Source organism: Bacillus sp. 7884-1 (assembly GCF_002272245.1).
Taxonomy (GTDB): Bacteria; Bacillota; Bacilli; order Bacillales; family Cytobacillaceae; genus Neobacillus.
Window position 1 is genome coordinate 1 of record NZ_NPDD01000047.1, and the last position, 11,030, is coordinate 11,030.

General features: G+C 43.1%; 12 protein-coding genes. 10 read left to right on the plus strand and 2 right to left on the minus strand.

The window, feature by feature from the left end:
• From CHI06_RS30375 to cls, 4 genes are all read left to right on the plus strand, one after another.
• Positions 1 to 258, plus strand: a 258-nt coding sequence (locus CHI06_RS30375; RefSeq protein ID WP_257009175.1) for a hypothetical protein, incomplete at its 5' end; no start/stop codon positions are given.
• Complete coding sequence (locus CHI06_RS06280) at positions 224 to 2,896, plus strand: CHASE3 domain-containing protein (protein ID WP_257009176.1); 2,673 nt, start codon at positions 224 to 226, stop codon at positions 2,894 to 2,896. The genes CHI06_RS30375 and CHI06_RS06280, both read left to right, overlap by 35 nt.
• A complete protein-coding gene (locus CHI06_RS06285; protein WP_179292542.1) occupies positions 2,893 to 3,765 on the plus strand; it encodes a CheR family methyltransferase in 873 nt (290 codons plus the stop codon). Before CHI06_RS06280 ends, CHI06_RS06285 begins: the two co-directional genes overlap by 4 nt.
• Before the next feature lie 79 nt (positions 3,766 to 3,844).
• Positions 3,845 to 5,344 (plus strand): cardiolipin synthase, encoded by a 1,500-nt coding sequence (cls, locus tag CHI06_RS06290; protein WP_095247573.1) that lies wholly within the window; start codon positions 3,845 to 3,847, stop codon positions 5,342 to 5,344.
• A 93-nt stretch (positions 5,345 to 5,437) separates the two neighbouring features.
• Here the strand turns inward: cls and CHI06_RS06295 are convergent, their stop codons facing one another.
• Together CHI06_RS06295 and CHI06_RS06300 are read right to left on the minus strand one after the other, a co-directional pair.
• On the minus strand, positions 5,438 to 5,689 hold the full coding sequence (locus CHI06_RS06295; protein WP_095247574.1) for a GlsB/YeaQ/YmgE family stress response membrane protein: 252 nt from the start codon (positions 5,687 to 5,689) through the stop codon (positions 5,438 to 5,440).
• 55 nt (positions 5,690 to 5,744) lie between these two features.
• Positions 5,745 to 5,966 carry an IDEAL domain-containing protein gene (locus CHI06_RS06300; RefSeq protein ID WP_095247575.1) on the minus strand — a complete coding sequence of 74 codons (222 nt, stop codon included), beginning with the start codon at positions 5,964 to 5,966 and terminating at the stop codon, positions 5,745 to 5,747.
• Between the two features lie 166 nt (positions 5,967 to 6,132).
• On the opposite strand from CHI06_RS06300, the gene CHI06_RS06305 reads away from it, so the two are divergent.
• The 6 genes from CHI06_RS06305 (at position 6,133) to spoIID (ending at position 10,723) form a co-directional block, all read left to right on the plus strand.
• On the plus strand, positions 6,133 to 6,459 hold the full coding sequence (locus CHI06_RS06305) for a general stress protein (protein WP_095247576.1): 327 nt from the start codon (positions 6,133 to 6,135) through the stop codon (positions 6,457 to 6,459).
• Positions 6,460 to 6,495: 36 nt separating this feature from the next.
• The gene (locus tag CHI06_RS06310; RefSeq protein ID WP_095247577.1) at positions 6,496 to 6,675 is read left to right on the plus strand and encodes a hypothetical protein; all 180 of its coding nucleotides are present in this window, start codon (positions 6,496 to 6,498) and stop codon (positions 6,673 to 6,675) included.
• 197 nt (positions 6,676 to 6,872) lie between these two features.
• Complete coding sequence (locus CHI06_RS06315) at positions 6,873 to 7,127, plus strand: DUF1146 family protein (protein WP_095247578.1); 255 nt, start codon at positions 6,873 to 6,875, stop codon at positions 7,125 to 7,127.
• A 288-nt stretch (positions 7,128 to 7,415) separates the two neighbouring features.
• A complete protein-coding gene (locus CHI06_RS06320; protein WP_095247579.1) occupies positions 7,416 to 8,162 on the plus strand; it encodes a YwmB family TATA-box binding protein in 747 nt (248 codons plus the stop codon).
• A gap of 32 nt (positions 8,163 to 8,194) precedes the next feature.
• Positions 8,195 to 9,505, plus strand: coding sequence for a UDP-N-acetylglucosamine 1-carboxyvinyltransferase (gene murA, locus CHI06_RS06325; RefSeq protein ID WP_095247580.1), 1,311 nt, complete (start codon positions 8,195 to 8,197; stop codon positions 9,503 to 9,505).
• Positions 9,506 to 9,688: 183 nt separating this feature from the next.
• Positions 9,689 to 10,723 (plus strand): stage II sporulation protein D, encoded by a 1,035-nt coding sequence (gene spoIID / locus CHI06_RS06330; protein ID WP_095247581.1) that lies wholly within the window; start codon positions 9,689 to 9,691, stop codon positions 10,721 to 10,723.
• Positions 10,724 to 11,030: the final 307 nt, after the last annotated feature.

Consider the following 11,030-nt stretch of genomic DNA (forward strand, 5'->3'; position numbering starts at 1 on the left):
CGGTTATCCGAGAGTATTTTCGGCTACCAGGTTGGGACAAAATTCCCATTGGGTGAGATTGCTAGAAACGATATGATAGAATCAACTATTTTTTTTACAAAGGGGGAAGCGGAGAATGAAGGGATTACATTTCAACATCCACACGAAAATTATTGCAGGCTATGTATTCATTTTGGTTTGCTTAGTCGTCTCCTTGTTGATCGTCTTGAATCGGATGTCGGCTATGCAGGAAGAGGTCGATTTCGTCTCGCAGCATGATATCGAGGTTCACAATTTGGCCAATCAGATTCAAAAGAATGTTCTCGATATGGAAACGGGCATGAGAGGGTATGTGATTACCGGCAATGAGGAGTACCTCGAGCCCTACAATACAGCTAGCCGGAACTGGCTCGACAACTTCAATAAACTTCATTCCTTGCTGGCGGATAACGGGACCCAGCAACGAAATTTAGAAGAAATTAAACCGCTGATTATGAGCTACATCACCAGTTCTGCAGAATATGCGGTCAATCAAAAAAAGGAAAATAACCAGACAGCTTTGGACGACTTTTTTAATAATAACAAAGGTAAAAAAATGACAGATGAGCTCCGGACGCACTTTGACACCTTTCTTGAAAATCAAACGAACCTGACAAATAAGCGTGTTGAGCAGCTGAATCAGGACAATAACAATTTAAAAATGACATTGTATGGCATCATCTTGATGGTTACTCTGATTACCATTGCCACTGCCATATTCCTGTCCAATTCGATTGTTAAAACGATTAAGCAGGTTGTCCGGACAATTAAAAGTGTTACGGATTCGAGAGAGTCAGAGGTGGATCTTTCCACAAGAATTGAGGTCAGTACTCATGATGAAACCCGCGAGCTTGCGGAAGCGATGAACGAGCTTCTCAGCAATCTTGAGAAACAGAATTGGGTTCAGAAAAGCATGGCGGAAATCTCGACCATGTACCAGGGAATGACGGATTTGACAGAATTGACACATGCCTTTATCACCAAGCTTGCTCCTATGCTTGAAGCGGTCTACGGCGTCGTCTATCTGCGCAGGAATCAAGGCAGCGAAGTTCGTTACGTGAAAGAGGCAGGTTATGCCATTGTCTCGGAAGAAGGGGCTGCGGCGAGTTTCCGTTTAGGAGAGGGGTTAATCGGCCAGGCAGCCATGGATAAAAGAATCTTCCTGATTGATAAGCTGCCCGAGGAACATTTTAAAGTCGCATCGGGGTTAGGTCATTCATCTCCTCGAAATCTATTGGTTGCACCGATTTTAGTGGATGGCAGGGTAGAAGCGGTGGTTGAGTTCGCGGCATTTCAGCCGTTTATGGCTCATCATTTAACCTTATTAGATCTGCTTCAGGATAAGTTTGGTTTTGCGATTACCAATGTGGCCGGAAGGATGGAAGTAGAGAGGCTGCTCGGGGAATCACAGGTGTTAACCGAAGAACTTCAGGCTCAATCTGAGGAACTTCAAGCCCAATCGGAAGAGCTGCAAATGCAGCAGGAACAGCTGCGGATTACCAATGAATATTTAGAAGAACAGAAGCAATTCGCTGAACAAAGGGCGTTTGACTTGAAAAAAGCAAAGGATGAACTGGAAGACTATTCACGGAAACTGCAGATGAGCTCGCAGTATAAAACGGACTTTTTGGCGAATATGTCTCATGAGCTGCGTACGCCATTAAATAGTATTCTGATTCTTTCACAAATGCTGATGGAAAATGACGAGGAAATGGACAGCTCAGAGGTGAAGGAATCCTCTCGGGTTGTCTACACGGCCGGAAGTGATTTGCTGCGGCTGATTGATGATATTCTTGATTTATCAAAAATTGAAGCAGGTAAAATAGAAATTTTAACCGATGAAGTCAACGTGACGGAAATTCCACAAATGATGAAGAGCATGTTTGATCCTGTTGCAGCCAAAAAGAATCTAACCTTTGAGGTGCATACAGCTGCAAATGTACCTTCTGTGATCACGACAGACGGTCAGCGCTTACAGCAAATTTGGAAGAATTTATTATCGAATGCCTTTAAGTTTACGGAGCAAGGTTCTGTAACAGTAAACATTGAACGTGCAGGCCGGGAAAAGGTGGAGGAACTACTGCCTGGACTGGATGAGGAGGAAATGGTACTGGCCATATCGGTAAGCGATACAGGGATTGGAATCGCTCAGGAGAAGCAGGAAATTATCTTCAATGCGTTCCAACAGGTGGATGGTACCACTAACCGGCAATATGGCGGGACTGGTTTAGGGTTGTCGATATGCCGTGAATTTACCCGTTTACTTGGCGGTGCGATAACGGTTCAAAGCGAGCCGGAAAAAGGAAGCACGTTTACCCTGTATATCCCTGGAAGACTGGAGGCCGCTGAATATCCTCTACAGCTTGATCAACTAGCGCTAGATGAGGTAGCAGTAAGTGTGAGCGAGTTAGCAGAGGACCAGCAATCGATTAGCGAAGAAACAGTAACAGTCGAGGTGGTGGAAGCGGAGGCTACTGATGACCAGTTATTTAAAGGGAAGAAAGTGCTGTTGGTTGAAGATGACCGCCGGAATGTATTTGCACTTGTAACCGCACTTGAGAAAAAGGGTGTGAAGGTTCAAGTGGCTGAAAACGGCAAGCGGGCGATTGAATTTTTACAGGAGCAAGCAGATTTTGACCTCGTTTTCATGGATATCATGATGCCGGTGATGGGGGGCTATGAAGCGATGAAGGTGATTAGGCTGGATTTGGAGATGGAAAGACTGCCGATTATTGCGCTGACGGCCAAGGCAATGAAAGGTGAACGGGACAAGTGTATGGAAGCAGGTGCTTCTGATTATATTATGAAACCATTAAATATCAATCAGTTATTCTCGTTAATGCGGGTGTGGCTGACCGAGCAGGTGAATGAGGATTGAATGAAACAACCAAGGAGTTCGTAACAAACATCAATCAGCTGGAGCCAAATGAGCTTCAGGAAATTGAAATCAAATTGCTGCTTGAGGGCTTGTATCATATGTATGGATATGACTTCCGAAGCTATGTCAGGGGCTCAATTGGCAGGAGGATTTTAAACCGGATGAAGGCGGAGAGGCTTCCGACCATCACGGCTTTATTGGAAAAAGTGCTCCACGAACCGGGGGTATTGGAGCGTCTGTTGAATGATTTTTCCATCCGGATGACGGAAATGTATCGAGATCCCAGTTTTTTTGCCGCCTTTCGAAACGAAGTGGTGCCTTTGCTTCGAGAGCTTCCTGAAGTCAGGATTTGGCATGCCGGCTGTGCCACTGGTGAGGAGGTTTATTCCATGGCGATCCTGCTGCAAGAGGAGGGTCTAATGGAAAAAACGAAAATCTACGCAACAGATATGAATGAAAAAGCTCTGATGGCTGCGCAAAAGGGAGCGTTTCCGCTTAAAAAGATGCAGCAATATACGAAAAATTACTTGAAAGCGGGTGGGAAAATGGCGTTTTCCGAGTACTATACCACGGACCATCAGTTTGCTTATTTTTCACCCAGCTTGAACGAGAATCTTACCTTTGCCCAGCACAATTTGGTGAGTGACAGCTCATTTAATGAGTTTCATGTGATTTTATGCCGCAATGTGATGATCTATTTTGATAACGCCCTGCAGCAGCAGGTCCACGGTCTATTTTATGACAGTCTGGCGGACGGCGGATTCATTGGACTGGGAAGTAAAGAATCGATTCTAGGGATGCCAAAGGGAATGAAATATGCAGAATTTAATTCGAGTGAAAAAATTTATCGAAAAAAAGTAGATGTCTGACCTGAGTCAGGCATTTTTTTATGTTTGATAGTTACCTCCAGAGGGTATTTCTTTTTAAAAAGACTGTGAGGGGAACAGGATGAGAATAAGAATCGAGATATTCTTTGTCATGATGATGTTTTTCTGCTGCTGGATGGTTCTTTTTACAAGATTCCCTTTTTGGTGGAAAGCAATTGGGTTTAGTTTGTATGCAGGTATCATTTTATACAGTGTGGCAGAATTATGGCTTCAGAATCGTTCCGTACCGAGAACTCTTTTATGGACATGCCTGTTAATGTTGGTCCCGGTAGGAGGCTATATTTTCTATATATTTTCAGGACAATTGCTCTTTAAAGGGGAACTTTTTAAAAGCAAGCGTATCAGTGACCGCGAGCTCTTCGAGGCACTTGGTAAAAAAAAGCGGCCAGTTGAGGTGTCGCCTGAGCTCAATGACCAGCAACGCGGGTTTATCGGTTATCTTGAACGGGTAACTTTAACGGATCAAAACCAGAATACCAGGACCCAAATTTTAAAAAACGGTGAAGAAACCTTTCAGGAGGTGAAGCAGCGGTTGAAGGAAGCGAAGGCCTTTATTCATTTAGAGTATTATATCTTTCGTTATGACCGGCTGGGGCAGGAGCTGATGGATATCTTGAGCGATAAAGTAAAGGAAGGAGTGGAGGTCAGGCTGATCTACGATGCGTTCGGAAGTTACTCCCTTTCTGATCTGGATAGAAGGAAAATGGCTGACTCTGGGATTCAGCTTCACCCTTTTCTGCCGTTGAAATTCGGATGGTTTACGCAAAAGTTTAATTTCCGCAATCATCGAAAGATTATTGTCATTGATGGAAAAATTGGATTTGTCGGCGGGTTGAATGTGGGAGTGGAATATCTTGGGGAGGATAACAAGATTGGGTTTTGGTGTGATACGCATGTTTTGCTGGAAGGGGAAGCGGTCCAGACACTGCATGCTGTTTTTTTATTAGATTGGAAATATGTCTGCGGTGAAAAGCTGTTTGAAGATCCCCGCTATCTCAAGGCGCTGCCGGCTGAGGGGGATGGCCGCGTACACGTGGTCGCTACTGGACCGGAAACCCGTGACATGGGTGATCATTTTTATGCGATGATTACATGTGCAACTGAATCGATATGGATTGCGACACCGTACTTTATTCCCAATCAGACCATTATGACGGCACTGCGGGTGGCGGCGAAAAAGGGCATTCAGGTCCGGCTAATGGTGCATGAGAGCAATGACGGTTTTCTCACCCAATATGCCACTCAATCCTATTTTCCGGAACTTCTTCGTGCGGGAATTGAGCTCTACACCTACCAAAAAGGCTTCTTACATAAAAAGGTAATCATTGTCGACGGTGACATCGCCTCAATCGGAACGGCAAATATCGATTTGCGAAGTTTTCATTTGAATTTTGAGGTTCATTTGTTTTTAACAGGTACCGACAGCATTGATGACCTGGTTAGTCATTTTGAAGAGGACCTTAAAGACTGCAGCCGGGTCAGGCCGGTTGCTTTTTACAAAAGAGGGCTGGACGTTAAATGGAAGGAATCCTTTGCCAGGCTGTTCTCGGGTGTCCTCTAACACAGTTCAAAGGCATCTGTCTTGCGCAGATGCCTTTTTTAAGAGCATAAAAAAAGAAGACTGCAGCATTTGCAGTCTTCATTTCTTCCTATATTATACGTTTCGTCTAATCATTCGGAGCACAAGGCTTAGGATAAGTACAAAAACAATGGCACCGAGGAGTGCTGGTAAAATGTAAAAACCCCCTATTACAGGTCCCCATCCGCCTACAAGCGAACCAATCCAGGCCCCGATGAACCCTGCAATGATATTTCCAATTACGCCGCCTGGAACATCACGCCCCAGAATCAGTCCAGCCAACCAGCCGATAACTCCTCCAATAATTAATGACCATATAAATCCCATGAAAATCTCTCCTTTCTGTTTTTTCGTGAGTATGGTTAGTACATACCCGCCATTTTCAGCCTCTAAACTTATAAATGAGTAACTTGTCACGATTTTGTTCCACACGTTCTATTAAGGTGTTCTCATTGTTGTTCATAAGCGTTCCCAGATAACGCTGGCAAACTTTTAATTCATAAGATAATTGAATAAATCCTTCCCGGTCTCGATTATCCAGACACTGATCGATTTTTTGTTTTAACAAACTAATCTTTGTAATTAACTCTGCCTTTTTCTTCATTTTATACCTCCCAATTATTCTTTTTTAAAATAACTAAAGGTTAAATACCCCAATATCTGATCACTTAAACTTTTAAAAAAAATAGGTTTCGTTTATTTACAGAGTGGATATATAACTGGTACAAGCTGACACATCAGCTGACTATAACGCTTGAGGAGGAATGAAAATGGAAACTTTAAAAATTGTAGAAAATGGAGTCGAAGCAAGAAAGGAAATCGCTCAATTTCAGATGCAGGGATTTACGAAGGACGAAATTTATTTATTCGCTCATGACCATAACCGTGCTGAACATCTTACAGAAGCACTGAATATAAGCGCAATTGGTGTGGGAGAGCAGGGGGTCCTTGAATCGATTGCCAACGTATTTCGTTCCAGGGGAGATGAACTGCGATCAAAGTTAGAGTCACTGGGGTTATCAGGTCATGCTTCGGAGCTTTGTGAAGAACAAATGGATCATGGAAGAGTCATTGTCATCGCATCTAAATCGGCTTAATCTCAGGTTAATAAAAAAATAAGAGGTGAAATAATCATGAAAAAGTCTGATCAAAGCGTAGAGAAATTAAAAGGTATGCGTAAACGAGCTAGACCTAAAAAAAGTGAGAGCCACTCACTCATGCATTATTTTAAAAAACCGATTATTCATAAGGAGATACACGGGGACAGGGTTTACGTTCCATTAAGAATCAGCAGGATTTGGAATGGAATCTAAATTCACATACACCTATTAACTGCCTAAACACTGATTGTTACCACATAACCAGTGTTTAGGCAGTTAATGCGTTAAAAATTTGCTATAATAAAAGTGGAACTTTTTAGGATTTCATACGTCAGTATGGTATGCACTTATTTTATGCATAAAGGCAGTATTTTGCATAAATGGTGACAGGCACCAAAAGGGGTGATAAGATGGAGAATTTTGGACAAATGGCCTTGTTGAGTATTTTCTCGCACCTGGTGTTTATTGCGTTGGCGTGGTGGGCGCTGCAGTCGATTCGCTTGGATAAGCTGCTGAAACCGAATCATATTTTTCAGGCACGATTGCTTTATATATTGTTGTCTATTGTTATTGGATCATCGGTTAGTAATTTTTTCCTAGACTACCTTCAATGGTCAAGGCAGCTGCCCTTAATGTTACAATACATACAACTGGTAAAAATTTAGGTCTTCGTACATGTATCTTTTTCAGGAAAAATTGGGTACAATTCTCTTTGTGTGAAAAAGTAAACAAAGCTCACAGCTTAGAAATAGATGGTAATCTGGTTAAAGCAATGCGAATTTGCTTAAATGTGAAAAACATCACGCAAACAAATGAACCAATCTAGAGCGGATAAATGAGTAATTTCTCAAAAAGTCTTCCACAAAATCAAAAAGCTTGTCCAAAAGTGTCGACATTTCCCAAGTATGCTATGCCTCCCCTTGGTAACAATGGTAGTAAGGGGGAGAGTAGAGATGAAGAGAAATACAAAGGTACTTTTAAGTATAAGTTTAGTGATGATTGTTGGTTTGATGGTGTTCCTTGGCAGTCGGATGACGGAGGCCAGCGGCGAGCTCGATTTGGTAAGAATCGCCGGCGCTTTTCAAACAGAAGATATTTTGCTCGAAGAATGGTCGTTTTATGCAAGGGAGCATTTGGTTGACCTGAGTACAGAGAAAGAAGTGCAGGAATATGTGAAGGAGCTTCAGCAAAAGTTTCCTGATTGGGATTGGTCGACAAGTGAGACCAGCGACAAATGGGAAGTAACAGCAGTTTCTCCGACTTCAAAACACCACACAGAAATGCTTCAAATTATGGCAACCCACACAAAACAACCTGCAAGTGCGTATATAGTATATAGGGTCAGTGGTAAAAAGTGGAACGAGGAGATGGAGTCCTTTTTCACGAAGAATCAATTTAAAAATAGGCTATCTGACATATTTCGAGGGAATCCAACAGTTTTCTCTGGTATGAAGGGTAGTATCAGTGATAAGATTGATAAGGCTGTACCGACTATTGCAAGTGATTTAATGGAAATTTTTAAAGCAAAAGAAATCGAAGCGTTAAAAGAGGATAATTTCATGTCTGTATCGGCGAACTCGCCGATGTTTACAGACTCCATAGCGCAGGACATGAATTTACAAATTGGGATACGCTCCGAAGGATTGGGCGGTAGGACTACCATAGTAGTTGGCACACCAATCATTACGATTGAATATTAATATAGAGAAAATGGACGCGGAGGGGAATACTCTTGGAAAAGATCATCGTCCGCGGCGGACAAAGGCTTTATGGATCGGTTAAAGTAGAAGGCGCAAAAAATGCGGTCCTGCCTGTACTCGCTGCCACATTATTAGCAAGTGACGGAAAAAGTGTAATTCGTGATGTACCTACACTCTCCGATGTATACACAATTAATGAAGTATTGCGCAACTTGAATGCTGAAGTTGCCTTTGACAATAATACAGTTGTCGTTGATGCATCTAGAGTGTTGAAAGAAGAAGCGCCTTTCGAATACGTTCGTAAGATGCGTGCGTCTGTCCTCGTGATGGGCTCACTATTAGCACGCAATGGTCGTGCACGTGTGGCTCTGCCAGGCGGATGTGCGATTGGTTCTAGACCGATTGACCAGCACCTTAAAGGCTTTGAAGCCATGGGCGCTAAGGTTAAAGTAGGAAATGGATTTATCGAAGCGGAGGTTGAAGGCCGCTTAAAGGGAGCAAAGATTTACTTGGATTTCCCAAGTGTCGGTGCAACAGAGAATATCATGATGGCTGCAACGCTTGCCAAGGGTACGACAATTATTGAGAACGTAGCAAAGGAACCGGAAATCGTTGACCTTGCTAACTTCTTGAATAAAATGGGCGGAAATGTCCGAGGCGCAGGCACGGGCACTCTTCGTATTGAAGGTGTCGATGTATTGTTTGGCGCTGAACATCATATTATTCCTGACCGTATTGAAGCGGGAACCTTTATGGTTGCCAGCGCGATTACGGGTGGAAATGTATTGGTACAAGGTGCTGTCCCTGAACACCTATCATCTTTAATTGCAAAAATGGAAGAGATGGGCGTTACGATTATTGAAGAAGGTGATGGCGTTCGCGTCATCGGTCCTGAAAAGCTTAAGGCTGTTGATATTAAGACAATGCCGCATCCTGGCTTCCCAACAGATATGCAATCTCAAATGATGGCTCTTCTGCTTCGTGCGGAAGGAACATCAATGATTACCGAGACGGTTTTCGAAAACCGTTTCATGCATGTGGAGGAATTCCGCCGGATGAATGCTGATATTAAGATTGAAGGGCGTTCTGTTATTTTAAACGGACCTTCTAACTTACAAGGTGCGGAAGTTTCTGCTACAGATCTTCGTGCCGCAGCGGCTCTAATTTTAACAGGGTTGGTTTCTGAAGGTAACACACGCGTAACAGAATTAAAGCATTTAGATCGTGGATATGTAAACTTCCATGGAAAACTAGCTTCTCTAGGCGCAGATATCGAGCGAGTGAAGGAAGCAGAAGAAGTTTTCCCAGAAGTACAAAGCTTTATTACGGACTTAAACGCTTAAAATTAAAATAAATAATCAGCCGAAGAGGGTATCTGGGAGATGCATTCTTCGGTTTTTTATTATATGTTATTTTTAGAAAATTCAGTCATCTATTTTTTGTCATAAATGCTTGTCCGCCTCCATATGATGGAATGAGAAAGCGCCCAGTTCGGATGCGCAAATTTCATAATTGGAGGCTCCTACATGAAAAAATTCAAACCACTCATCCTACTAGCGTCATTCTTATTTGCCCTCACCCTGCTCATTCCAGCGATCCTAGTGCTACCGTTCGGGGATGGGAAGGCAAGCGGCAAATTAGGTGAAGACCTAACCAACAAAGCCCCAAATTCCGAAACTGCAGACAATCCATCAAAAGACTCCGCCGTTGAAGTTGCGGTTTACCGCACTTCTGCAGGACAAATCGATAACGTTCCACTAGAAGAATACCTTGTCGGGGTTGTAGCAGCTGAAATGCCTGTTGAATTCAAGGAGGAAGCCTTGAAGGCACAAGCTTTAACAGCTCGAACGTATATTGTTAAAAAAATGCTTAGCAAAGACAAAATTGGTGTTCCAGAAGGTGCACAGGTAACGGACACGCAAATTCATCAGGTGTATTTGAGTGAGGAGGAAATGAGAGAAAACTGGGGAATGGAGTTTGAAACGAACTATTCGAAGATTCTTTCTGCAGTTCGGGATACGAGCGGGCAGATTTTGACGTATGACGGTCAGGCCATCGACGCCTCCTTCTTCTCCACGAGCAATGGCTACACCGAAAACTCAGAGGATTACTGGCCAAATGAAATGCCTTATTTGCGGAGTGTCTCAAGCCCATGGGATAAACAATCTCCAAAGTTTAATTCTGTTAAGGAAATTAGTGTTAAACAATTTGAATCGGCGCTAGGGGTAAAGGTTGGATCTAGCGGGACACTTGGAAAAATTGTTGAGCGCACCGCGGGCAAGCGGGTTGCGAAAGTAGATTTTAGCGGCAAGGTTCTGACCGGGAAAGAAATTCGTGAAAAATTGGATTTAAGGTCGTCTGACTTTGAATGGGAGCGGAAAGGAAACAGCATTGTGATTACCACTCGCGGCTTTGGACACGGCGTCGGCATGAGCCAATACGGCGCAAACGGTATGGCTGCTGATGGGAAGGATTATCAAGAGATTGTGAAGCACTATTATCAGGGTGTAGAAGTAACAAATGCGGATACTATGCTTGCTACGATTACGGCGAAGAAATAGATTGTGGTGGAGTCAGGCACTTGCGGTGTCTGGCTCTTTTTTTGTGCATTAGGGGGTGGTGAATTGGTTAGGCAGATAAACAAAGGGGATATGCAGGTGAAATGGAATCTATGCAGGAAAGAGAACAGAATTGGCAGGTGAAGGACCTATTTTTGCAGGTAAGAGATTTTTTATCTAAAAAAGGTCATTAAAAAACACACCTTGAACTTAGAATCTACGCTTTATAATGAACTTAATATCCATATATTGGAAAATTAATTACCTGAGCCAGGCAGCTGCCTTGCTTTTTCAGTGTTGAGTGATGGCG

Bases quoted from the DNA above. Each gene is read 5' to 3' on its own strand.
- CHI06_RS06280 (WP_257009176.1), top strand. From the start codon at position 224: ATGCAGGAAGAGGTCGATTTCGTCTCGCAGCATGATATCGAGGTTCAC.
- CHI06_RS06315 (WP_095247578.1), top strand. From the start codon at position 6,873: ATGGAGAATTTTGGACAAATGGCCTTGTTGAGTATTTTCTCGCACCTG.
- spoIID (WP_095247581.1), top strand. From the start codon at position 9,689: ATGAAAAAATTCAAACCACTCATCCTACTAGCGTCATTCTTATTTGCC.
- CHI06_RS06310 (WP_095247577.1), top strand. From the start codon at position 6,496: ATGAAAAAGTCTGATCAAAGCGTAGAGAAATTAAAAGGTATGCGTAAA.
- CHI06_RS06300 (WP_095247575.1), bottom strand. From the start codon at position 5,966: ATGAAGAAAAAGGCAGAGTTAATTACAAAGATTAGTTTGTTAAAACAA.
- CHI06_RS06305 (WP_095247576.1), top strand. From the start codon at position 6,133: ATGGAAACTTTAAAAATTGTAGAAAATGGAGTCGAAGCAAGAAAGGAA.
- CHI06_RS06295 (WP_095247574.1), bottom strand. From the start codon at position 5,689: ATGGGATTTATATGGTCATTAATTATTGGAGGAGTTATCGGCTGGTTG.
- cls (WP_095247573.1), top strand. From the start codon at position 3,845: ATGAGAATAAGAATCGAGATATTCTTTGTCATGATGATGTTTTTCTGC.
- CHI06_RS06320 (WP_095247579.1), top strand. From the start codon at position 7,416: ATGAAGAGAAATACAAAGGTACTTTTAAGTATAAGTTTAGTGATGATT.